The organism is Acinetobacter sp. RIT698, assembly GCF_009668065.1.
GTDB lineage: Bacteria > Pseudomonadota > Gammaproteobacteria > Pseudomonadales > Moraxellaceae > Acinetobacter > Acinetobacter guillouiae.
This window is the reverse complement of sequence record NZ_WJYH01000003.1, coordinates 83,393-107,887: the sequence shown is the minus strand read 5'-3', so window position 1 is coordinate 107,887 and position 24,495 is coordinate 83,393. Positions and strand designations below refer to the sequence as shown.

Genomic DNA, 24,495 nt, shown 5'->3' with positions numbered 1-24,495 from the left:
TAGTGTGTTTGACAGATTTAATAAACAGATCCAATCTAACTTTATAAAAATAACTCCTAAACAGAATTGATGAAAAACAAAGCAGTTTTAATTATTTTTCAGTTTGCAAAATCATCGTTATAGTCAATTTACATTCAAACGAGAGGTGAACATCATGACAATGAAATCGATCCGCTACAATAGTGCTGAACTCGCGTGCTGTAACATGTGATGTTTAACATACTCCAATAAATCCCATGTCTTGTGGACATGTAAAAATGTGACATGGGTTTTATATCAGCGCAAAAAAATAAAATTTAAAAACAACAGTCAAAACAATAAATCAAAGAGCCGAAAGGCTCTTTTTATTTTGATTATCTTGGCTTGGATGAAGCTGCTAGATTATTCAATTTCATGTACCGCATTAAACACTTCAACAGGCTCAATTCGGACTATCTTTTTACCAAAACTTCTTAACCACCATACCAATTGTGAGGTAAACGGGACTACAGCACTGACTTGATACAACTCTTCATTGAGTTGTTCAACTTTTTGCTCTTTACTGAGTTGGCTCTCCGTAAAGTATTGTGCATCATCTTCGTGCATGACTAATTTTAATTCAACATTTTCGGTCGGTCGAGAAAAGTCGACTCTAAAGCCCAGCGCACCAGAATCGATATATTCATCAATATCGAATTTGACAGGGTGTAAAGCACGTAAATCTAAAACAGTTGCAGATTTAAAACGATGTAATGCAAAGGTCTGAACTTCTGTCTTGTCATGACGCGTACAAATCAAATAAATAATTGCACCTTTTTGAACCAAACCTAAAGGATTTAGAGTATAGGTTTTCTCTTCACCCTGATAACCACGTGCACGATAGACACATTCAATTTGTTTATCCTGTAGTAGTCCTTCATAAATGGCTTGCTGTGCGTGTCTTTCCACCAGAGGTGGGATTACTGGTTGGCTTGCAGGCACAATTCGAACACGGTTAATCCACTGTCGAACATTATTCTGCGTAGAAAGGCTACGCCGTGCCAAATCGAACCAAGGGTTCATTTCATCAATTAAACTCGGTGGAAGCAGGTGTTTTAAATGTTCTTCAACCATCATAAACGTGACTGCTTGCGAGCTGGTCATATGCGGCAGGCTTTGAATCGGGGCATCTGAACGCCAACGCCAGCCTTGTGGTACAGTTTTGTTACTCTCGATCGGAAAGCGTTGAGCAATCTGATTTAGATCACGCTGAATCGTGCGTAAGCTGATTTCGATCCCTTCACGTTCTAAAACTTCTTGTAATTCACGTGTGCCCATCCACTTCCCAGTAGAGAGTCGGGACAGGATTTGCCATTGGCGATAGAGGCTATTGGAAGTTTCTTTTTCTTGTGCAGACATGGTTTGGTATCAATGGAATCGTGAATGTTTAAGGGAAATAAATCAGCTACACAATAGAAAATTAAAACTGATTCTGCAAGTTATATCCTGTGAGTAGTTGCTTAGGTGTTGAAAATATTAGCTAAAAAATTTTGAAACAAGTTCGATCAAAACTCACATTGAGTGCAATAGCAAACAATGAATTAATAAAACTGAGCCAGAAAGATTTAATTGTACAGGTGAAGAATACAGGATATGGCGATTTAATAATATTTTGGCATTGATATTGCATTATTAAAGAAGTCATTAGAGAAGATAAAAAGAGGTTTGTATGCTAAAAGAAACCATAGATACAAATTCAAGTAATGAGAATTATGCAGATCGCTTCGCTTTGCCAATTGCTGAGACAGAAGAAAAAACTGAAACGACGAATCAACAACAGATAGGAAATATTCAACAGGCCATTAATCTAAATATCGATGCACAACAAGCCTCACATCATTTACTTAAACAGATGAATTCGGTTTTTTTTAATGAAATGACGGATGATCAGGTTCTTTCGCCCGAAACGGCTGAAAAAATTGAAGATTGGTTATCTCAACACAGCATTTACCAACTTGAGAAACTGAATGAAACAGCCAAAGCACATTTTTTATATCAAGGAATTACTTTTGCGGTTTATGGTGAAACATCAGGAATTGATCGAACCATACCGTTTGATTTAATTCCGCGTGTGATTGCCAAGCAACAGTGGAACAAGATTGCAGCAGGCTGTACACAGCGTATTCAAGCGTTAAATTTATTTTTAGCTGATATCTATAATCAACAAAATATTTTAAAAGAAGGCTTAATTCCAGCAGTACAAGTGCTATCGCATGAAGCTTATCAACCAGTGATGATGAATCATCGCTTGAATGGAAATATTTACAGTCAAATCAGTGGAATTGATATTGTTCGGGACTGCAAAGGTGAATTTTTTGTCTTAGAAGATAATCTACGTACGCCTTCAGGTGTGTCCTATATGCTTGAAAGCCGTAAGATGAGTCAAAAACTCATGCCTGAATTATGCAATCAACACGTTGCCAATATTGAGTTGTATCCGCAATTGTTGCGTGAAGTTTTGGCTGAAAATTCAAAGGTAGACAGCCCAACAATTGTGGTTTTAACGCCAGGACGTTATAACAGTGCCTATTATGAACATTCATTTTTAGCAAGGGAAATGGGTGTGCCATTGGTGACATCACGTGATCTTTTTGTTGAAAACGACAAGGTTTATGTGAAAACCATCCGTGGACGTCAACAGGTTGATGTAATTTATAGGCGTTTGGATGATGGTTTTTTAGACCCATTAAGCTTTAGACCTGATAGCACTTTAGGTGTTGCAGGGCTAATGTCTGCTTATTTAAGTGGAAATGTGGTGATTGCCAATGCACCTGGTACAGGCGTTGCAGATGATAAGTCGATTTACCCCTATGTGGATCAAATGATTGCTTATTATTTAAATGAAAAACCAATTTTGTCCAATGTACCGACGTATCAATGCCGTGAAGCTGAAGCTTTGGATTATGTTTTGGCAAATCTGGATCAATTGGTGGTAAAAGAGGCTCAAGGTTCAGGTGGTTATGGGATGCTCATCGGTCCTAAAGCAACTGAACAAGAAATTGATCTATTTAAAATGAAGTTAAAGGCTTCACCCTCTGCGTATATCGCACAACCCACCTTAAATTTATCTGTTGCACCAACACTAACTTCCCAAGGAATTGCTGAACGTCATATTGATTTACGACCATTTATTCTCAGCTCACCAGAACGCATAGAAATTGTTCCAGGTGGCTTGACTCGTGTTGCGATGCAACAAGGTTCACTGGTGGTCAACTCATCACAAGGTGGTGGAATTAAGGATACATGGGTAATTGATGAATATTCAATTTAGCCCCACCTTCAAATAATCCCAGCCAAAGGAGAGCAAACATGATTTTACTCAGTACCAATGCACAGAATATATTTTGGTTAGGACGCTATTTAACCCGTATTCAATATTTGTGTAGCCAATTTCCATTTAAAACCAATGAATTGGCTTTAGACTATGCACATGCTTTTTGTTTACCTGCATTTGATGCAAGTTCTTTAAATGAATTGATTTTAGACAATGAGCAACCTGCATCATTTCATCAGCATTTTTTATGTTCCAAAAATAATATTCATGATTTACGTGGGGTGATTTCAGCACAGTCCTTTGCCGAATTAAATCAGTTATTACAACAGGCAGAGCAAAATGCTGGTTTTATTTGTGATGTTTGTGAAGAGTGTAATGATGTATTGGAGGCAGAGGATGATGAATTGTTGTTTTTATTTTTTAGCTTAGGGCAAAAAATGGAACAATTTGATCGTCAATTGCGTCTGAATCAAGATAAATCAGTGACTTTGACACAATTGAATCATTTGATTGATCGTTTAGATCAACATGGTATGTGTAGTTTGCCTGAAGTTTGGAAAGAACTTAAAAACCAACCAGACCGTATGAATTATTATCATTTTAGTGACCATATTGACTCATTATTTGAATTGGATCGCTTATGAAACTGATGATTAATCACCAAACGCATTACCAATATTCTGAATGGGCAAAAAATAGTATTCAGTATATCAAGATGACACCACAGTCTAATCTACATCAACAGGTGACGGGTTGGCATGTCAGCGTTCCTGGTGAAAAACACATTAAAAAAGATGCCTTTGATAATGTCTGGTTGACCAGTTCGCAAATTGAGCCTTATCAACAAATGTCCATTATGGCGCAGGGGATTGTCGATATTAATGTAGACAATCAATTTGGTATAGAAGATCAGGTATCACCTGTGGTTTTTTTACAGCCAACCACTGCAACCTTGTGCAATACAGAAATGATTGCTTTTGCTGAACAATATATAACGCATAAGCGTTGGGCAAATTTCAAAAAATTAGCAGAAGCTTTGTTGCAACATATGCCTTATATCAGCGCAAGTACCACAGTAACCCATACTGCAATGGAGTCTTTTTCAGCACGGCAAGGGGTATGTCAAGATCATAGTCATGTCTTGATTGCGATGGCCAAAGCATTGGGTGTTCCTGCTCGCTATGTCTCTGGTTACTTATATGTAAATAATCAATCGCATTTAGCAAGTCATGCTTGGACAGAGGTATTTTTAGATGGTAAATGGCATGTTATTGATGTCAGTAATCAATTATTCCGCCCAGAATCACATGTCTATGTAGCGATTGGACGCGACTATTGGGATGTTGCACCCGTTCGTGGAGTAAGAGAGCAAGGTGGCACTGAAACCATGTACTCTATTGTTCAAGTGCTTGCATGTTAGTAGTGGCAATGGTAAATAGTGTGAATAATTGCAGAATGTGAATAATTGCAGAATGTGATTAATCTCAAATTTAGTTGTATAGGTAGTTTCATGACGTATTGCTGTGCTTTAAGACTCAAACAAGGTTTAGTATTTATTAGTGATACTCGAACCAATGCTGGAGTCGATCACATTTCTGTATATCGAAAACTTTATACGTTTGGGGTAAAAGACGAACGCTTTATTTGTATTCAAACTTCTGGCAACCTTGCAACGACCCAAGCGGTGATTGGACATTTAGAAAATCATTTGGCACTTAAGCAAGAACCCAATTTGTATAGTGTGAATACGATGTTCGAGGTCGCAGGATTGGTTGGGCAAACTCTGCGCAAAGTCATTGCAGATGTCACTGAAGATACTCAAGAGCAAAGTAATTATTATTGTAGTTTGTTGATTGGTGGTCAGATCAGTGGGGAGGAAATGCAGCTTTATAATATTTATCCGCAAGGTAATTTTATTTCTGCAACCAGTGATACACCTTATTTTCAAATTGGTGAAAGTAAATATGGTAAACCAATTTTAGATCGTGCCTTAAGTTATGATATGCCTTTAGATGAAGCGTTACGTTGTAGTTTAATTTCATTTGATTCGACTTTACGTTCAAATGTATCTGTTGGTATGCCATTAGATGCGATGATTTATCTTAAAGACAGCCTAGAGGTACCAAAAGGCAAGCGAATTAACGACAGTGATCCTTATTTTCAACACATCAGCAAACAATGGTCTGAAACTTTAAAGAAAGGTTTGCAAGATTTACCTAAACCGACCAATGATTATTTTGAATAATACTGTATGTGCTTTAAAGCGAGTTTAATCTCGCTTTTTTTATATTAAAAATTATAAAGAGGTCGGATAAATTCAATTCTATGTTTCTTTTATTCTAAAATTTATATCGAGACAATTGTCTAGGTGGATCATGATTTACTTTGTGTTTTTAATGATAAATATATATTAAATCACTGTTTTAAATTAAAAAATTAAAGAGCACGGTTGCTATGTATTTAGTTTAAAGCAATCCATATAAAAGAATAGATAAACAATTAAATAATAAAACGTTAAGGCTTGTATGATCGCAAATAATTGTTTATAAATAATGAAAGTTAAAAATAGAAGAATTACATGACTTTTCAATTATGCTACGCAAGTAAAACAACTTCACCCCATCATCAAATACTCAATGATTTAAGAGATATTTTAGGTGAAGCGAGAGATTTTAATATACTTCATCAAGTGCAAGGCGTTCTGTATTTTGCAGATGAGCATTTTTTTCAATGCCTAGAAGGTGAGGAAGTGGTTATCTTACATGTATTGGAAAAACTGCATAAAGATCCAAGACATCATCAGATCAAGCTGTTTAGAGCAGGCCATGTTGAGCAAGGGCATTTTTCACAGTGGTCTATGAAATATGTGAGACGAAATGGCAAAATTCAACAATACTTTGAGAGTAAGGGCTATAACCATTTTCGCCCATTAAGTTTAGATGAGCAGGATATCCCGACATTACTTAAACTACTCTATGAGATTGAACAGCCAGAAGAATTTGTCTAAAACCTGAAAACTCTTAAAAAATCCAAGCGATGGCTTGGATTTTCATCTTGAATCGAGAACGAGTGCTTAAAGTTTTTTACGGATAGGGCGAGCACTCATACGACAGAGTAACTCATAACCGATCGTACCATTGGCAGCAGCTACATCATCAACCAAACGATCTTTGCCCCACAGTTCAACGACTGTACCTAGTGGTGCATCTATGCCAGTGACATCAATTGCGATCATATCCATTGCGACACGACCAATGATCGCTGTCATTTGACCATTGATGCTGACATAGTTTTGTTGAGGAAAAGCACGCGGATAACCATCCCCATAGCCTATTGAAACAATGGCGATATCCATTTTATTTTTGGAGACAAATGTAGAGCCATAGCCTACAGATTCACCTGCTTGAATATGATTGAGTGCGATGATTTCAGCGGTAAAGCTCATGACAGGTTTGATGTCTAGTTCAGCAACGCTTCGATCTGCAAAGGGAGACGCGCCGTAAAGCATGATACCTGGACGTACAAAATCAAAATTCAGTTCAGGCCATTTAAAAATAGCAGCAGAATTGCAGCATGAAGCTAAGATCGGTTCACAAGCAGCTTTTACCTGTAAGAATTGATCTTTCTGTTGTTCATTTAACGGGTGATGATCCGCATCCGCATTGGCAAAATGCATGGTCAGCACACAGGTAAAGCCTTCTGCTTTGAGTGATTGAATCACTTCAATAATTTCAGCCACCTTAAAACCCAATCGGTTCATACCGCTATTGAGTTTTACCCAGACTTTTAAACCTTTGTCGATATATTGTTTTTTATGTGCACGTAACCATGCCAATTGTGGTTGATGATGTACAACGATTTCAAGGTTATTTTCAAGAACACTAATCATTTCATCAGCGCTGAAAATACCTTCGATGAGAGTAATCGGTTGTTGATAGCCTAATGCTCGAATCTCTAAGGCTTCAGCAAGGCAGGCAACACCAAAGGCATCAGTCGCATTTAAGGCGGCTAAACAGTCCTTGACGCCATGTCCATATGCATTGGCTTTAACCATACTGACAATTTTAGCGCTTGGTGCAAGTTGTTTGACTCGGTTTAAATTATATTGCAGTGCTGCACTGTCAATATAAACTGTTGCTTGACGCACCCTAGTTACTCCTGAGGAATGGCAAAGATTGAATAATGCTAAATCGCATAAATAGAGATAAAAGCCTAACTTTAAAAAAGTGCAGCTTTAAAACGCTAAATATTGTAGTCCTATCAGCTTTAAATAAACATAAACATTTGTGTTTTGAATGGTTTATTGATTTTGTATCGATAAAATTTTTGCTAAGCGCTTTGCACATAATTTGTAAAGATATTGCACTTTATTTTTTAAATAAAATCGTACATTTTATATTTAAATTTAAGGATTTATTTCGGAGGGTGTATGGGAACATGGTCACATGAACCATTTGGAAATGATACTGCAAGTGATTGGGCCTATGAGTTTGAAGAGCAAGATGGGCATGTTGTCATTGAACAAGCTTTTGATGAAATGATTGATATGGCAACCGAAGAGTTTATCGATGCCGATATTGGTTGTATTGCGCATGCTGCAGCAGATGTTTTAGCTAAATCATTTGGTGAAGGGATTGAAGAAAATGAATATTATCCTGAACCTGTAGAAAAATGGCTTGAACAGAATAAAAACAATGTCAATTATGCGCTTATTCCCAAAGCATTGACTGCATTATTATTATTGACCAGTGAAAACTCTGAATTGGATGAGCTTTGGCAAGATTCAGATGATTATGATGAATGGACTAAGAATATTGAAACATTGAGAGAGACTTTAAGTTCCAAGATTTGAAGATTAAAATCTCATCTCAACAGCAGTGTTAAATGATGCTAACTTTATTGATCAGCATTATTCTTCATCTTGATATTGCGCATAATACTCAGGCGATAGATTACTAAAGCGCGTGTATTGACCTTCAAAGGCTAAACGTACAGTCCCGATCGGGCCATTACGTTGTTTACCAATGATAATTTCAGCTGTGCCTGCTTCTTTCGACTCTTTGTTATAAACCTCATCACGGTAAATAAACATAATTAAATCGGCATCCTGCTCGATTGCACCTGATTCACGTAAGTCGGACATTACCGGACGTTTATTTGGGCGGTTTTCCAGAGAACGGTTAAGCTGTGACAGTGCTATAACAGGGCACATCATTTCCTTGGCAAGGGCTTTTAAGCTTCGTGAAATTTCACCAATCTCACCGACACGGTTATCACCCATGCCTGGCACTTTCATCAATTGTAGATAATCGATCATGATACAACCCAGCTTGCCACCATGTTGTTTGGCAATACGTCGTGCACGTGCTCGAAGTTCCGTTGGTGGCAGTGCAGATGAATCATCAATATAAAGATGTTTTTCTTGTAGTTGTAAAATGGTTCCTGTGACTTTAGACCATTCATCGCCATCAAGTTTACCCGAACGTAAATGCCCTTGATGGACTTTACCGTATGCTGAAATTAGACGCATGGCGATAGAGTCTGCTGGCATCTCCATAGAGAAAACAAGTGCTGGAAGATCACAGTTAAATAACACACTTTCCACAAGGTTCATGGCAAAGGTTGTTTTACCCATCGACGGACGTGCAGCAACAATAATCATATCTCCAGCTTGCATACCAGAGGTTTTATTGTCTAACTCCATAAAACCTGTGGTTAAACCGGTGATATTGCCTTCCATTTGAGAAAGTTCATTTAACTTATCAAAAACGTCTGCAACAACTGAGGTAATGGCTTTTGGCCCTTGTGCTTTGGCATTGTTATTATGTTGTTCTGCAATAGAGAAAATATTGGTTTCAGCTAGATCAAGAATTTCACTGACTTCACGACCTTTGGTGTCATAAGCATTTTGCAGGATTTCATTGCCTACTTTAATCATGCTTCTTAACGTTGAAAATTCTTTAATTTTGCCCGCATAGGTTTCTAGGTTATAGAAACTTGAAGGTGAATCTGACATCAATTGCATTAAATATTCTTCACCGCCAATTGCATCAAGCAAGTTTTGCTTAATCAGCCAATCGTTGACTAAAACTGCATCATATGGAGAGTTTTCTTGTGCCAATTTTTCGATTGCACGGAAGATATATTTGTGACGTGTTGCATAAAAATCAGTTTCATTCAAAGTATCACTGACTTGTTCAAAAGATTCAGCAACCGTCATCAATGCAGCCAGTACAGCTTGTTCAATTGCCAAGTTATGAGGAGGCGTACGAAACTCTTTTAACTGAGCATTGTCTTTGTTTTTTGCATCAGTGCTGAAGGGATTCTGTTGAGCTGTGGCAGTTGCCTGAGACATATAAAACCTTGATTTTTAAATCGTGCAAAAACATTATTTACGTAATGTACGTGTGTACTGAAGTACTCACTTATCTTAATGCAAAATACTAAAAGTATCTAACAGTAATACCGATAAGTAGGGGAATGAATCAACTAGAAACAATTTCAGCTGATCCGAGGTAAAATTTAAAGATAAAAAAAGAGCATACAAAAGTATGCTCTTTTTTTTGCAAAAAATTACTCAGATACGATAGTAACGAGAACTTCAGCAGTAACATCATGATGCAATTGGATTGCGATGTTAAATTCGCCAGTGTGACGAAGTGCACCGTTCGGTAAACGAACTTCAGCACGGTCAACAACAAGACCAGCATTTGTTAACGCGTCAGCGATATCACGAGTACCGATTGAACCGAATAATTTACCTTCATCACCAGCTTTCGCAGTGATAACGATGTTTACTTCGTTCAATTGGTCAGCACGTGCTTGAGCTGCAGCTAAAACTTCAGCTTCACCTTTCTCAAGTTCTGCACGACGAGCTTCAAATGCAGCAGTATTCGCTTCAGTCGCTGCAACTGCTTTACCTTGAGGGATAAGGTAGTTACGGCCGTAACCAGCTTTAACTGAAACTTTATCGCCTAATTTACCAAGGTTTTTAATGCGTTGTAATAAAATAATATCCACGGCTCAACCTCACTTATGATTGTCAGTGTAAGGAATCAACGCTAAGTAGCGAGCTTGTTTAATAGCAAGCGCTAATTGACGTTGGTAACGAGCTTTAGTACCTGTAATACGGCTAGGAACAATCTTGCCGTTTTCAGTGATGTACTGTTTTAAAGTGTCGATATCTTTGTAGTCGATGTACGTAACGTTCTCAGCTGTAAAGCGGCAGAACTTGCGACGACGGTAAAAACGTGCCATTGATGTTCTCCTTATGCTTCAACAGAATCTTGAGCTTGTTGTGCTTCTTCACGTTGAGCTTTACGCGCACGTTTTTCTTCAGCACTCTTAGCGAGTAAAGATTCTTCAGTGATTGCGTTTTCACGACGGATAATCACGTTACGAAGGATTGCATCGTTATAACGGAACAATTCTTCTAATTCATTAAGCGTAGTTTGATTACATTCAATGTTCATTAAAATGTAGTGCGCTTTATGGATTTTGTTAATTGGGTAAGCCAATTGGCGACGGCCCCAATCTTCAAGACGGTGAATTTGACCTTCAGCATCTTTGATGTGAGAAATGTAGCGTTCTACCATTCCCACAACTTGATCGCTTTGGTCTGGGTGTACCAGAATTACGATTTCGTAGTGACGCATTGTCAGCTCCTTACGGTTTATACAGCCCCAACCTTAAAAAGATTGAAGCAAGGAGTCACAATCAGCATAAACTTTAAACAACAGTTTAAAAGCCAATAGATTGTGCCGCAAAAATTGCGAGCGCCTATTATAGGAAAGTTTGTGCGCAAACACAATTTAATATTCAAATATTTATTGGAATAACCACTAAAATTTTACAGACCCGAGATTGAATTTCATCTTGTACCTATTTAGATTAAAAATGAATAAAAATATGGATCGCTAAAATGACAAACTACAGCGCTGAAAAACTTGAAACAATTGAATCTTATATTGAAAACCCTACACAAGACTTCTACTTTGATGTTTTTGATGGTCGTTATGACATTGTCATGGTGGTGGATTGGAGAGAAGAGGATGATGCAATTATTGGCTATTGTGAAAATATTTTAGAAACTGGACAATTGTCTGCTGAACTTGAAGATGCTGAAAATCAACAAGGTTTTAGCATCACAATTCATTATGGGGAAAAATCATTGTTGATTTCTTATCAAGGAGAAGGTGCTGATCGTGATACCACACTACGGGCACTCAATGAAATTTTACAACCTGAGTATGAAATCCGTTTCTGCAAAGCTTCTGATGGTTCAGACACATTAGAATTTATTCCACTTCCGAAAAAATTATGGCATCAACTGGATATGAAATATGCAGGAAAAATGGATGCATTATTTGCTCGGTTTGAGCATGATTCAGTTTTTTTTGGAAGTTAATTGGGTTAATCAATTAGAAGTAAAATTGACTAAAATAAAAACGTGAATTTATTGATTGGATTAATTCATGATTTATTTTGTGGTAATAAAAACACCACAAAGCCCTTAAAGTTTGGATCAGTATCAAATTTAAGTTGCTGATCCCATTTACCATGTTGTACCAAGCCAATTTTATAAGGCAGTTTAAATGTAGAAGCCTTGGTTAAATAAGTCTGATAATTTGGAATAGTCGTAGAGCCTTGATAGGTTTGAATCACCATTTCATCAATATTTTCTCTAAATAGCCTAAGTGTATCTGGATCACGCAGATTGGCCCAATCCATCAAACTGGTGATGCTGAGTTGATAGTGCTGTGGTAACTGCTTTCTAAGCTGTTGTAGAAATAAGCCATACGCTTTTAAATTTTTAGTTGGCGCATCAAAGTCAATTTGAATACCTTGAATGTGATTGCCTGCGCTTTCCCACTGTCGGACGCGTTGTAAAATTTTTTCTATTTCAGTACATTGCCAATTTAAATGATGATTTCGAAAAACCAACCATACCTTCTGATGTGAAATTTTAACCACAGAAATGCCTTGTTGGATCAAGATAGATTGGTTGGAATTTTTCTCCAGCCTAACTTCACCTTGTAAAATATAGATTTCCTTAGCTTTACTTAAATAAGGCGCAGACTTGATATTTCCCCAAATCCAAAAGGCATCATAGTCATTTGCATTGACCTGATCTGAGGCTGTTGCGGATTGACTCGGTTGACATGCCATTAATCCTAGACAACATTGAACTGTCAGTAGAGCCGAGAAAATCTGTTTAAGCATGAATCAGCTACCAATAATATTTTAAAGATTTTGCCCATGTGGTATTTGGATAGTCACGTTTAATTTGTGCGTACCATTGTTTGCGTGTGGATTTTGTGGCCTCTTTTCCACCACAGACATTTATACTACTCGGCGAATAACACATAACAGCGCGATAAAGAGCATAAGCTTGTAATTCACTTTTAGAATTCGATTTAATAATTTCCTTATAGACCTCACCACGACTAAAAGTTTCACCTGTAAAGGCATTTTTCGGCTGGCTAAAACTTGGACCATAGTAATAGTCACCATAAAAATTTTCTAAAGCAGTGCCTTGATTACGCATATATTCGCCTAGGCATAAACGATAAGTTAAATTTTTCGGATTTTTTTCTAAGCCAGCTGTTAAGGTACTTAATTTAGGGCATTTGAGTGTTGGTGTAATTTCATGACCATTCCAAACAAAAACTTCGAAGTGGGGTTCTGACTTATAAGCTTTAATTTTACTGTTGTATGCTTTGTATTCTGAGGCATCTTGAGGTAACCAAGTGGTATAGGCTTTATTGAATACCGCATAGTTTTGATTCATAAAGCTTTTATATAATAATGTATACAAAGCCAGATTTTTTTTATCAGCTGAACTGTCTTTGGCAGTAATGATACTTTCCAAAGCTTTGACATCGGCAATTTGAGTAATGAATGCTTTCTGTAAGCTTGCTTGTTTGATTTTTGAATGTTTTCCTAAAAAAGCATTTTGGTTATTGGTGTTTTTATAGTGAATCGCTAGGGCGACTTCTGCCAAAGCTTTTTGATAAGGATTAGCAGAAATTGCGAGTAAATGATCCCAATATTGTTCAACCAGATTTTTATCAATACTTTTTTCAAGAATGACCCCTTTAAGCGTATATTGGCTGAGTTCTAAATAATTTTGAATGGAATTGGGTTTTTGTTTTGGTAAATAATTTAACGCATCTTGCGGTTTTTTCTGAATAAAATATAAATGAACAGCTTGTAAATAACGGAACAACTCAGGTTGCTCCTTAAATACAGGTTTTTGTGCATTTAACTCGGACCAGCTAATTGGCCGGTACTGTGTAGAATCACTTTGACGCATATACATCAGATCATAGATGGCTAAAAAGAAAGGATCGTTGAGTGTTTTTGCGTTGAAGTTTTCTAAACCAAATACCTTGCGATCTATTTCGGCCGGCAATGTGGACATATCGAGATTGTAATAATCTGATGTGGGGTGATCCATCTGCCAAATCATCTCTTTGACTAGCGCATCTTGTTGATTGGCAATCCAGTAGCCTCGGCGTAAAAAGCCTCTGGCACTGGCTACGTATTGACCTTTAGGATAAAGCTTAAAATAATCAGTAATGCGATTAAAAAAAGTTTTAAGAAGTACTTGATTAACTTTCTGAGTATCTAAATCACCATAAGTTCCTAATGACTGGCTATACAGCTCATTTAATGTCGTACGGATGAGCATGTATTGAGCTGTTTCTTTTAACCAAGGGTCATCAATTTGGCTTATGGCTGTAAATATTTTAGTTGCTGAGGAATAGTTAGCTTTATAAAATAAAATGATCCCATTTAAATAAGAAGCATACTGTTGAGCGGACTGTGTCCATTCTGTATTGACTTGAATCAGTGGAATGCTTTGTTGACAATTTTTGATCTGATTTCGTTGTTCTAACAAGCTGCTTTTTTCGTCTTGAGATATTTTCTTGTGATTTGAAACCTGTTGAAGAAAAACTTCAGCACCAGATTTGAGCGTTATACAGCGCTCATCATAGACGTGATCATTTGCATCATAAAAAGCACGTTTGTTTGGAATCTTATTTTCAGATGCTTGAGTTAATTCGGTAGGGTAAAAAGGAACTAAGCCACTAGACGTATCCCATAAACTCATTTTATCAACTTCAAATGCTTTGATACTTGCTAAACCTTTGTCACTTAGCAGTAGCATCATGTTTGTTCTATTGTCATTGGCTGGATAGAGTATGGGGAGGTTTAATATACGATATTGATTGTTGTTTAGGTCAAAAGTTGGTGATGCGATTTCTTCTGCAGCGCCAGCAAAGCTAGAAGTAGGGTGAACTACCAAAGGTAAACCGACAAGAAAGACATATTGCAGTGTTTTATTTTTAAAAAGCATAAAGTGCCTATCGTTATAATAAAAATTTTAATATTTTAATTTTATTTATGCAGATAAAAAAAAGATAGAGAGAACTCTATCTTTTTTTAAAACAGTGGCAAATGAGGTGCAGGGGAGACATAACTAAAACTAAAGCTCACACTGAGCGCTGTAATTAGAATGACGGAGTACAAAAAATATTTTTTTGCCCAGACCTGATCATTTTCAGCTTTAAATCCAATAATCGATAAATATACCCAATAGGCACATAAAGCATTAAAGGTAATAAGGAAGAAAATGTTGGTATAGCCAAAACAATACAATCCATTTAAAACTGCAGCAAACAGAATAACGTAAATTAAACTTTCAACTTTCGTGCGAAAAATTGAACGGGCTACAGGTAAAATTGGAATATTTGCATTTTTATAATCATCAAATCGATAGATTGCAATTCCCCAAGAATGTGGCATTTGCCAGAGTGCATAAGCTAAAAAAATCAGCAAAGCGGCAACATCAAATCCGTTGGAAACAGCAGTATATCCAATTACAGGAGGGCTTGCGCCAGAAATACTTCCAATCACAGTTTGGTGAATGGTAGTACGTTTACTCCAAAGACTATAAAAAATCACATACACAACAAAGCCAAGTACAGCAAAGCCAAATGCGTAGGCGTTGACAAAAAACCACAACAAAGCAAAGCCAATTAAACCGAGCACAGCAGAAAAAATTAAAGCAACTGTTGGGCTGATAGTTTTTTTGACGAGCGCACGATTCATTGTACGTTGCATTTTTTGGTCAATGTCTTGGTCAATGACATTATTCACCACACAGCCAGAGGCAACGACAAGCGTAGTACCGAGTAATGTGATGAGAAGTAAAAGGAAATCTACAGAACCTTGAGCGGCTAAGAAAAAGCCGCCCAAAGTGGTAACGAAGTTACCAAAGAGAATTCCTGGCTTAGTCAGGAATAGATATTTTTTCAACATGACACCCTAGAGCATCATGTTTGAATGTAAGTAGTTCATGATCCATACAGAACCAATTAATAGTACTGCAATCGTCAGAATCGTATAGATGAATGCAATCACATTCCAGCGTTGTTCAGAAGATGAATTCATGTGCAAGAAGAAAACTAATTGTACAAGAACCTGAGCAATCGCAGTGATCGCAATCGTTGCAACAACCGCACCACCAGTCATTCCTTTCATCACCATCCCGAAAGGGATGATGGTCAATACGACAGAAAGAATGAAGCCGATAGAGTATTGTTTGATGTTTCCGTGCGAAGCACCAGCAGCATTATGATCATGACTCATTATAAAGCTCCCAGTAAATAAACTACGCTGAATACACAGATCCAAACGATGTCAAGGAAGTGCCAGAACAAACTTAGGCAAGCGAGACGACGTGTATTTGGAACAGTCAAACCATTTTTCTTGATTTGAACCATTAACACGATCATCCAGACCAAACCAGATGTTACGTGGATACCATGCGTACCTACAAGGGTAAAGAACGCAGATAAAAACGCACTGTGGGTAGGACCATGACCAGCGTGAACTAAATGATTAAATTCATAAAGTTCCATGCCGATGAATGTTGCACCAAAGAGCCAAGTGATAATTAACCACATAAGCACTTGGTTGACATTTTTCTTGTAAGAAGCAAGTACCGCAAAACCGAAAGTCACAGAAGAAATCAAGAGAGCAAAGGTTTCAACAAGTACGAAACCTAAAGACTCACCAAATAACTCTTTTGGACTTGGAGTACCAGGCGGAATATGACTGCTTAATACAGCGAACGCGATGAAGAGTGTACCGAATAAAATCAAGTCACTCATCAAGTATGTCCAGAAACCAAAGACGGTGATGTCTGTATCATCGTGATGATGATGTTCATCGTGTCCGTGGTTGTCGTGATGAAGTACTTCAGCCATATCCTTAGTCCTTCTTCAAGTGTTTTTCAAGTAAAGCATAACGCTCGTTTTCGATACGTTCTACTTCAGCAGCTGGTACGTAGTAGTCCACTTTTTTAGTGAATGAACTTACGATGAAGCTGATAACAGCACCAAGGAAAGTTGCAACGACTAACCACCAGATATGCCAGATTAAAGCGAAGCCCATTGCTGTAATGAACAAGGCAATAACAAAACCAGCAGCACGGTCAGTTGGCATATGAATATCTTCATATTTCTCAGGACGTGCATACGCTACACCATTCTCTTTGTCATTCCAGAAAGTATCAATACCATTGATTTTTGGAATTTCAGCAAAGTTATAGAACGGAGCAGGGGATGAAGTAGACCATTCAAGTACACGACCATCCCATGGATCGCCTGTGTTGTCCATGTTGTCGTGACGTTGTAAGAAACCAACAATAACTTGCATTAAGAAACAAGCAATACCGATTGCTACAAGCACAGCACCAAACAAAGCAATTGCTAAGTATGGGTCCCATTCAGGGTTGTCATATGTATTCAAACGACGTGTCATACCCATGAAACCAAGGATATAAAGTGGCATGAATGCAAAATAGAAACCAAAGAACCAGAACCAGAACGATGCTTTACCCCAAGTTTCATTTAACTTCCAACCAAACATTTTTGGCCAGTAGAAAGTGATACCTGCGAACATACCGAATACAACACCACCAATAATTACGTTATGGAAGTGAGCGATCAAGAATAAAGAGTTGTGTACCAAGAAGTCAGCTGGTGGAACAGCCATCAATACACCCGTTAAACCACCGATACCGAAAGTCACAAGGAAGCCAAGTGTCCAGTACATTGGTGATGTAAAGGTAATACGACCCTTATACATAGTGAATAACCATGAGAAGATTTTCACACCAGTAGGAATCGCAATAATCATGGTCATGATACCGAAGAACGCGTTAACGTTGGCACCAGCACCCATGGTAAAGAAGTGGTGTAACCATACCACGAAAGCAAGTACTGTAATCGCAATCGTTGCATACACCATAGACTTGTAACCGAACAACGTTTTACGAGAGAACGTTGAAACGATTTCAGAGTAAAGACCAAAAGCAGGTAATACTAAGATATATACTTCTGGGTGACCCCATGTCCAAATCAAGTTCACATAAAGCATTGGGCTACCGCCAAGCTCATTGGTGAAGAAGTGGAAACCGAAGTAACGGTCTAGCGTTAACATTGCAATTGTTGCAGTCAATACTGGGAAAGATGCAATGATCAATACTGCTGTACAAAGTGCAGTCCAAGTAAAGATCGGCATGTCCATAAGTTTCATACCAGGCGCACGCATTTTGATGATGGTAACAAAGAAGTTAACACCCGTTAAAAGCGTACCTAGACCAGAAACCTGGAGTGCCCAGATATAGTAGTCAACACCAACACCAGGAGAATATTGAATGCCAGAAAGAGGTGGATAAGCCATCCAACCTGTTGCAGCAAACTCACCTAATACTAATGAAACCATCATCAAACCAGCAGCACCAGCAAATAACCAGAAGCTCACAGAGTTTAATAATGGGAATGCAACGTCACGCGCACCAATTTGAAGAGGTACAGTGATGTTCATCATACCAACAACAAGACCCATTGCTACGAAGAAGATCATGATTACACCATGTGCGGTGAAGATCTGATCGTAATGGTCTGGATGTAAGTAACCTTCACCGCCACCTTTTGCAAGGAACAGTTGAAGACGCATCATGATTGCATCTGCGAAGCCACGAAGTAGCATCACAACAGACACAAGGATATACATAATACCAATTTTTTTATGGTCTACAGATTTAAACCATACATTCCAGAGGTAACCCCATTTTTTGAAATAGGTGATACCGCCGAAAACTGCAATTGCACCAAGAGCCATAATGACCATTGTTACAAGTACAATCGGCTCTTTAGGGATTGCATCCCAATTGAGTTTACCTAATAACAAAGACATGTCTTATTCCCCTACAGAAGCAGTTGCATGTTCAGCACCTGCATGTTCAGCGCCTGCATGGTCTGCACCATGGTAGTTGCTCATGTAAGTGTTGATAATGCTTTTGAACAAGTCAGGCGTAACTGAAGAATAATAAGTCACAGGATGAGGCTTAGTAGGGAATGGACCTTTACGTTCAGCTTCGTGTGCAGCTTTAAGTTCTTCTGGAGTATGCGCATTGTTCAGCATTGCTTCAATTTGGTGTTTAGAACGATCACCATCTTTGAGCGTAGCAAATTCAGTCGCATCAAGCGTGGTTTTTTGGATCGCTTCAGGATTAATTGAAGTACCTTTACCTGCTTTAATAGCGTCTACCCAAGTGTTGAAGTCAGCATCTGAAACAGCATGAGCTCTGAAACGCATTTGCGTAAAGCCATAGCCGCTATAGTTTGCTGAGAATCCACGGTAGCCATCTACTGGACTTGGATGTTCTGCAAGCATATGTAACTTAGTTTGCATACCTGCCATTGCATAAACCTGACCTGCTAACTTAGGAATGAAGAACGAGTTCATTGTAAAGTTAGAAGTGATTTGAAATTCAATTGGTTTATTGACTGGGAAACGAACTTCGTTAATTGTAGCTATTTGTTGTTCAGGATAGATAAATACCCATTTAAATTGTTCAGCGACTGCTTGAATTTTTAAATGTTCTTCCATCTGACCTTGAGTATTCGTTAATGGTCTGTAAGGGTCATATTTGTGTGAACCCCACCATGTTAAATACGCAAGAATAGCAATAATAATACACGGGATACCCCATACTACAATTTCAATCGCAGTAGAGTGTGCCCATGTAGGTTTATAGTCTGCATCTTTATTTGACGCGCGATATTTCCAACCAAACCACAATGCCATCAAGATCGAAGGAATTACGACCAATAGCATTAAGTAGATCGCAGTCATCATCAGGCTACTTTGACCTTCAGCGACTGGACCTTTAGAGTTTAGAAGTACTATATCACCACCACACCCAGTTAAGAGTGCGGCGATCGCAGATAAAGACAATACAGCTAAAGTCGTTTGTCTCATTTTACAACCTCGGTGAAGAGTCCCATTCCCTATATAAATATGGGATAGCGATTAAAGTGCCGCATGATTGAAAATGACTATTATTTCTAAATAGAAAACATTCTCAATGATCTGACACCGCTACGTTGTAGGGCATTATGCCTCATATCGTCAAACTTAGCTATACATAGAGGTTGAATATATTGATGTAAAAATACCTGATATTTTTAGTCGGAATTATAAAGAAAACAAAAACATAAATTATTATTTTGTGCTTGGCGAGCGATAAAAAATGGCGGTATAACCGCCATTTGAATTATTCAGAAAGATCAATAACTTTGGTTTTAGAAATACGATCATGTAATGCATAATTCTCTTTAGAGAAAAACATGAACAAATCAACAATGAAAATGATGGCAATCAGAGGTAATACACTCATAACTTGAGACAGGATAAGAAATAAGAATGAACGAACGAAAAATCCTCTTAGCGACCCTGGCAATTGATTGGTATTGACATCAACAATTTGCAGTTTGAATATTTTTTTACCAATAGATTGTCCAAATTTGGTAATCATAAAGCATTGAGTGATCAAGAGAATAAGTACAAAGATCATCAGAGCAATATTCAGGTAGGCTGGCATACTTTGGCTGATCATTTCAGCAATTTTAACTTGGTTATCTACTGAGAAACCATCTGAAGCAACTTTGATTGCATCTTCAGGCATAAAATAAGCAATAGCGATGAATTGGGGTAAAAATAAAAGGGCGAAGTCGATAAGTTTGGCTGAGATTCGTTTACCTACAGGTGCCGCTTTAATGATTTTTTTTGTACTTTTTTCAATTTTTATATTGGTGATAGCAGGATTTTGTTGACGATCAATTTGTTCGTTGTTTGATGACGTTGGTGTGACATAACCAATAGGCTCATAAACAAGTTTACCTTGTGTAAGTTCACCAAGCGCTTTCCATTCCGTTAATCCTTGATGCCAAGCTAAATCTGTTAAAAGTACTTGCTGGCTTGCAAGCATTTGATTCAGTTGTTCAATTGAATACGGACCAGCTTGTTGGTTATTTCTCGCCAAGTAAATTTGCATAAAACTCAATTCTCAAAATAAATCTAAAAGTACAAAATTGGTAGATGAAAATGAACATAACCGCAACTTTGTTCACCTACTTTTTTAAACCACTATGTATACTAGATTTTTGAATGTATTAACATTAAATTTACACGAAATCTTAAAATATCAAGAAAAATTAACCTATTTAGCAGCAGACCGGTGACTGTGAAACTTGGTTTAACATTCAAACACAGATGTGAAAACTTAATACAGAAACTATATAAAATGTTTGTATCTACGTTAAAAACTACCAATCTTAAATCTGATATTTCATAGAATATTAAAATCAAAGTTTTAAAAAATATACATAAAAAAGACCCTGCTAGAGGGTCTTTTTAAACAGCTTTGATTAAGATTGTTTAATCTTTTCTTCTGCAAGGAAGAACCAAGTATCTAAAACTGAGTCTGGGTTTAATGAAACAGATTCAATACCTTGTTCCATTAACCATTTTGCAAGATCAGGGTGATCAGAAGGACCTTGACCACAGATACCTACATATTTACCCGCTTTACGGCAAGCATGAATTGCCATAGAAAGTAATGCTTTTACTGCTGGATCACGTTCGTCAAACAAGTGAGAAACGATACCAGAGTCACGGTCTAAACCAAGTGTTAGCTGAGTTAAGTCATTTGAACCGATAGAGAAACCATCGAAGTGTTCAAGGAATTGTTCAGCAAGTAATGCGTTTGTTGGTAACTCACACATCATGATCACTTTAAGACCGTTTTCACCACGTCTAAGACCGTTCTGAGCCAATAACTCAATAACACGTTTCGCTTCAGATACTGTACGTACAAAAGGAATCATGATTTGAATGTTGGTTAAACCCATTTCATCACGTGCTTTTTTCAATGCACGGCATTCGAGTTCGAAGCAGTCACGGAAGTTATCAGATACATAACGGCTCGCACCACGGAAACCAAGCATTGGGTTTTCTTCTTCAGGCTCGTAAAGCTTACCACCAATCAAGTTCGCATATTCATTTGACTTAAAGTCAGACATACGAACAATCACTGGTTTGTCAGCAAATGCAGCTGCAAGGGTAGAAATACCTTCAACCAATTTTTCAACATAGAACTCAATCGGTGATGCATAACCTGCAGTACGTGCCAGAACTGCCGCACGTGTTTCGCGTGGTAGGCTGTCTATGTTTAACAAAGCTTTTGGATGCACACCAATCATACGGTTGATGATGAATTCTAAACGTGCAAGACCGATCCCTTCGTTTGGAATTTGAGCAAAGTCAAATGCACGGTCAGGGTTACCTACGTTCATCATAATTTTGAACGGAAGTTTTGGCATAGATTCGATCGAGTTACGTTGAATTTCGAAATCTAACGCACCTTCATAAATAAAGCCTGTATCACCTTCAGCACAAGAAACAGTGACTTCTTGACCATCAACAAGCACTTCTGTTGCATTACCACAACCTACGATGGCAGGAACACCAAGTTCACGGGCAATAATTGCCGCATGACAAGTACGACCACCACGGTTAGTTACAATTGCAGCCGCACGTTTCATCACTGGTTCCCAATCTGGGTCAGTCATGTCTGATACAAGAACATCACCTTCTTGTACTTTGTCCATTTCTTTAATCGAAGTAACGATACGAACTTTACCAGAACCAATACGTTGACCAATTGAACGACCTTCACAAAGAACTGTACCTTTTTGTTTAAGCAGGTAACGTTCCATTGTGCCGACATTCTCACGGCTTTTTACAGTTTCAGGGCGTGCTTGAACGATATATATTTGACCATCATCACCGTCTTTTGCCCATTCGATATCCATCGGCGCTTGATAATGTTCTTCAATGATCAAGGCTTGTTTAGCAAGTTCTTGAAGCTCTAAATCATTTAAAGCAAATTGTTGACGATCTGTTTTTTCAACATCAACAACCACAACAGATTTACCCGCAGCACCTTCTTCACCATAAATCATTTTTTGGTGTTTAGAACCAAGATTACGGCGAATAACGGCATGTTTGCCATTTCTTAGAAGTGGCTTAGAAACATAGAATTCGTCAGGGTTTACTGCACCTTGTACAACCATTTCCCCTAAACCGTAAGAAGCAGTAATAAATACTGCTTCACGGAAACCAGATTCTGTATCAAGTGTAAACATTACACCTGCAGCACCCGTTTCAGAGCGAACCATACGCTGAATACCAGCAGAAAGCGCAACAATATCATGTGCAAAATTTTGGTGTACACGGTAAGCAATGGCACGGTCATTATAAAGTGAAGCAAAAACTTCTTTAATTGCGATAAGAACGTTGTCGATCCCACGAATGTTTAAGAAAGTTTCTTGTTGACCCGCAAATGAAGCATCTGGTAAGTCTTCAGCAGTTGCAGAAGAACGTACCGCAACAGCGATGTCAGGATTACCGTTAGAAAGGGCAGCAAATGCTTCGCGAACTTCAGTCTCTAGACCTGTAGTAAGTGGAGTTTCTACAATCCATTGACGGATTTTTGCACCAGTTTCTGCAAGTGCGATTACATCATCAACATTTAATGCTGCAAGTTCTGCATTGATTTTAGCATTTAGGCCACTTTGCTCTAGGAATTCGCGATATGCATCAGCAGTCGTTGCAAATCCACCTGGAACCGATACGCCAGCATTTGCTAAATGACTGATCATTTCCCCAAGTGAAGAGTTTTTACCACCCACGATCTCAACGTCGTGTTTACCTAGTTTTTCCAGACCGATTACGCGTGCTTCCAAAGTTGTTACTCCACTTATGCAGTATTAATCACTATCTTGGCATGAAATTATAACAAAAAACTTAGCATTTTGATTCAACTAAGTGATAGTCATGTAAGATGGGCTTACTATAAAGATTATACATCGCTAAGACAAATGTTTGAGGAGATTTTTAATGTCAGAAAGTAACCAAATAAAGCGGAGCGTATTTTTTATTTCTGATGGTACAGCGATTACGGCTGAAACCCTTGGGCATTCATTATTAGCGCAATTTCCTCATGTAAAGTTTGATATCCATATTATTCCCTATATTACCTCTGAAGAAGCTGCAATGAATGTGGTCGAAGAAATCAATAAAAGGGCGGATAAAGATGGTCAACAACCTTTGGTATTCGATACTTTGGTTGACCCTTATGTTCGTGACATTATCAATACTGCAAATGCTGTAAATCTTGATGTTTTTGAAGGGCTTATTAGTAAGTTGTCGGACGTTTTAGGTACACCGCCTACAACTTTAGTCGGACAAACCCATGCTGTGACGGATTCTGAGTCGTATAAAGCACGTATTGATGCTGTTCATTTTGCTTTGGATAACGATGATGGGGCACGTACCCGTCATTATGACAAAGCAGATTTAATCCTGATCGGCGTATCGCGTTCTGGTAAAACCCCAACTTCAATTTATTTATCTTTGCAGTTTGGTATTCGAGTTGCAAACTACCCATTAACCGAAGAAGATTTAGACGATAATCGTTTACCTGCGGTACTGAAAGAACATAAAAATAAACTATTTGGTTTGATGATTGATGCTGAACGTCTCGTTGCCATTCGTTCTGAACGTAAAGCCAATAGTCGTTATGCGAGCTTTTCGCAGTGTCAGATGGAGCTACGTGCTGTTGAAGGGATCTATATTTCTGAAGGGATTAAATATTTAAATGTTTCAGAGATGTCGATTGAAGAAATTTCAACACGTGTTTTACAAATGACAGGGCTTAAACGTCGTATTGGATAATCCATCCTTATAATTTTTGATGTGTGATGTAGTGTAAGAACAGT

23 protein-coding genes are annotated in these 24,495 nt (G+C 38.0%); 8 read left to right on the top strand and 15 right to left on the bottom strand.

Annotation, left to right across the window (positions count from 1 at the left end; all coding sequences use genetic code 11):
- Window positions 1-381 precede the first annotated feature (381 nt).
- A complete protein-coding gene (locus GJV03_RS21630; protein ID WP_004719313.1) occupies window positions 382-1,377 on the bottom strand; it encodes a WYL domain-containing protein in 996 nt (331 codons plus the stop codon).
- Between the two features lie 310 nt (window positions 1,378-1,687).
- On the opposite strand from GJV03_RS21630, the gene GJV03_RS02285 reads away from it, so the two are divergent.
- From GJV03_RS02285 to GJV03_RS02265, 5 genes are all read left to right on the top strand, one after another.
- A complete protein-coding gene (locus tag GJV03_RS02285; RefSeq protein WP_154129374.1) occupies window positions 1,688-3,289 on the top strand; it encodes a circularly permuted type 2 ATP-grasp protein in 1,602 nt (533 codons plus the stop codon).
- A gap of 38 nt (window positions 3,290-3,327) precedes the next feature.
- Complete coding sequence (locus GJV03_RS02280) at window positions 3,328-3,936, top strand: alpha-E domain-containing protein (RefSeq protein WP_154129373.1); 609 nt, start codon at window positions 3,328-3,330, stop codon at window positions 3,934-3,936.
- Window positions 3,933-4,712 (top strand): transglutaminase family protein, encoded by a 780-nt coding sequence (locus GJV03_RS02275; RefSeq protein WP_004719320.1) that lies wholly within the window; start codon window positions 3,933-3,935, stop codon window positions 4,710-4,712. Before GJV03_RS02280 ends, GJV03_RS02275 begins: the two co-directional genes overlap by 4 nt.
- Window positions 4,713-4,802: 90 nt before the next feature.
- Window positions 4,803-5,537 (top strand): proteasome-type protease, encoded by a 735-nt coding sequence (locus GJV03_RS02270; RefSeq protein WP_154129372.1) that lies wholly within the window; start codon window positions 4,803-4,805, stop codon window positions 5,535-5,537.
- A gap of 333 nt (window positions 5,538-5,870) precedes the next feature.
- Window positions 5,871-6,299 carry a BLUF domain-containing protein gene (locus GJV03_RS02265; protein WP_004719325.1) on the top strand — a complete coding sequence of 143 codons (429 nt, stop codon included), beginning with the start codon at window positions 5,871-5,873 and terminating at the stop codon, window positions 6,297-6,299.
- A gap of 66 nt (window positions 6,300-6,365) precedes the next feature.
- Here the strand turns inward: GJV03_RS02265 and alr are convergent, their stop codons facing one another.
- Window positions 6,366-7,439: an alanine racemase gene (gene alr, locus GJV03_RS02260; RefSeq protein ID WP_105713743.1), complete on the bottom strand. Its 1,074-nt coding sequence runs from the start codon at window positions 7,437-7,439 to the stop codon at window positions 6,366-6,368.
- Window positions 7,440-7,721: 282 nt separating this feature from the next.
- Between alr and GJV03_RS02255 the strand changes: the two genes are divergently transcribed.
- Window positions 7,722-8,144, top strand: a complete 423-nt coding sequence (locus tag GJV03_RS02255; protein WP_004719330.1) for a DUF4259 domain-containing protein — start codon at window positions 7,722-7,724, stop codon at window positions 8,142-8,144.
- A 57-nt stretch (window positions 8,145-8,201) separates the two neighbouring features.
- Here the strand turns inward: GJV03_RS02255 and dnaB are convergent, their stop codons facing one another.
- The 4 genes from dnaB to rpsF all read right to left on the bottom strand — a co-directional run bounded on the left by dnaB (window position 8,202) and on the right by rpsF (window position 10,947).
- Complete coding sequence (dnaB, locus tag GJV03_RS02250) at window positions 8,202-9,647, bottom strand: replicative DNA helicase (protein WP_004719332.1); 1,446 nt, start codon at window positions 9,645-9,647, stop codon at window positions 8,202-8,204.
- Between the two features lie 218 nt (window positions 9,648-9,865).
- Complete coding sequence (gene rplI, locus GJV03_RS02245; RefSeq protein WP_004719333.1) at window positions 9,866-10,312, bottom strand: 50S ribosomal protein L9; 447 nt, start codon at window positions 10,310-10,312, stop codon at window positions 9,866-9,868.
- Window positions 10,313-10,321: 9 nt separating this feature from the next.
- On the bottom strand, window positions 10,322-10,549 hold the full coding sequence (gene rpsR, locus GJV03_RS02240; RefSeq protein WP_004719336.1) for a 30S ribosomal protein S18: 228 nt from the start codon (window positions 10,547-10,549) through the stop codon (window positions 10,322-10,324).
- 11 nt (window positions 10,550-10,560) lie between these two features.
- Window positions 10,561-10,947, bottom strand: coding sequence for a 30S ribosomal protein S6 (rpsF, locus tag GJV03_RS02235; RefSeq protein ID WP_004719337.1), 387 nt, complete (start codon window positions 10,945-10,947; stop codon window positions 10,561-10,563).
- Between the two features lie 266 nt (window positions 10,948-11,213).
- Here rpsF and GJV03_RS02230 point away from each other — a divergent pair, with 266 nt between their 5' ends.
- Complete coding sequence (locus tag GJV03_RS02230) at window positions 11,214-11,699, top strand: hypothetical protein (protein WP_154129371.1); 486 nt, start codon at window positions 11,214-11,216, stop codon at window positions 11,697-11,699.
- A 65-nt stretch (window positions 11,700-11,764) separates the two neighbouring features.
- Here the strand turns inward: GJV03_RS02230 and GJV03_RS02225 are convergent, their stop codons facing one another.
- The 9 genes from GJV03_RS02225 to ppsA all read right to left on the bottom strand — a co-directional run bounded on the left by GJV03_RS02225 (window position 11,765) and on the right by ppsA (window position 23,460).
- A complete protein-coding gene (locus GJV03_RS02225) occupies window positions 11,765-12,514 on the bottom strand; it encodes a DUF3142 domain-containing protein (protein ID WP_154129370.1) in 750 nt (249 codons plus the stop codon).
- A gap of 7 nt (window positions 12,515-12,521) precedes the next feature.
- A complete protein-coding gene (locus GJV03_RS02220; protein ID WP_154129369.1) occupies window positions 12,522-14,654 on the bottom strand; it encodes a hypothetical protein in 2,133 nt (710 codons plus the stop codon).
- 86 nt (window positions 14,655-14,740) lie between these two features.
- Window positions 14,741-15,619: a heme o synthase gene (cyoE, locus tag GJV03_RS02215; RefSeq protein ID WP_004719345.1), complete on the bottom strand. Its 879-nt coding sequence runs from the start codon at window positions 15,617-15,619 to the stop codon at window positions 14,741-14,743.
- Window positions 15,620-15,625: 6 nt separating this feature from the next.
- A complete protein-coding gene (gene cyoD, locus GJV03_RS02210; RefSeq protein WP_171066910.1) occupies window positions 15,626-15,952 on the bottom strand; it encodes a cytochrome o ubiquinol oxidase subunit IV in 327 nt (108 codons plus the stop codon).
- Window positions 15,949-16,569 (bottom strand): cytochrome o ubiquinol oxidase subunit III, encoded by a 621-nt coding sequence (cyoC, locus tag GJV03_RS02205; RefSeq protein ID WP_004719350.1) that lies wholly within the window; start codon window positions 16,567-16,569, stop codon window positions 15,949-15,951. Before cyoC ends, cyoD begins: the two co-directional genes overlap by 4 nt.
- A 4-nt stretch (window positions 16,570-16,573) precedes the next feature.
- A complete protein-coding gene (cyoB, locus tag GJV03_RS02200; protein WP_004719352.1) occupies window positions 16,574-18,565 on the bottom strand; it encodes a cytochrome o ubiquinol oxidase subunit I in 1,992 nt (663 codons plus the stop codon).
- Window positions 18,566-18,568: 3 nt separating this feature from the next.
- Window positions 18,569-19,633 carry a ubiquinol oxidase subunit II gene (gene cyoA, locus GJV03_RS02195; protein ID WP_004719354.1) on the bottom strand — a complete coding sequence of 355 codons (1,065 nt, stop codon included), beginning with the start codon at window positions 19,631-19,633 and terminating at the stop codon, window positions 18,569-18,571.
- A gap of 295 nt (window positions 19,634-19,928) precedes the next feature.
- Window positions 19,929-20,708, bottom strand: a complete 780-nt coding sequence (locus GJV03_RS02190) for an RDD family protein (protein WP_004822432.1) — start codon at window positions 20,706-20,708, stop codon at window positions 19,929-19,931.
- 373 nt (window positions 20,709-21,081) lie between these two features.
- Window positions 21,082-23,460 carry a phosphoenolpyruvate synthase gene (ppsA, locus tag GJV03_RS02185; RefSeq protein ID WP_004719359.1) on the bottom strand — a complete coding sequence of 793 codons (2,379 nt, stop codon included), beginning with the start codon at window positions 23,458-23,460 and terminating at the stop codon, window positions 21,082-21,084.
- A gap of 154 nt (window positions 23,461-23,614) precedes the next feature.
- On the opposite strand from ppsA, the gene GJV03_RS02180 reads away from it, so the two are divergent.
- Window positions 23,615-24,451, top strand: a complete 837-nt coding sequence (locus GJV03_RS02180; RefSeq protein ID WP_004719361.1) for a pyruvate, water dikinase regulatory protein — start codon at window positions 23,615-23,617, stop codon at window positions 24,449-24,451.
- The last annotated feature ends 44 nt before the right edge of the window (window positions 24,452-24,495 follow it).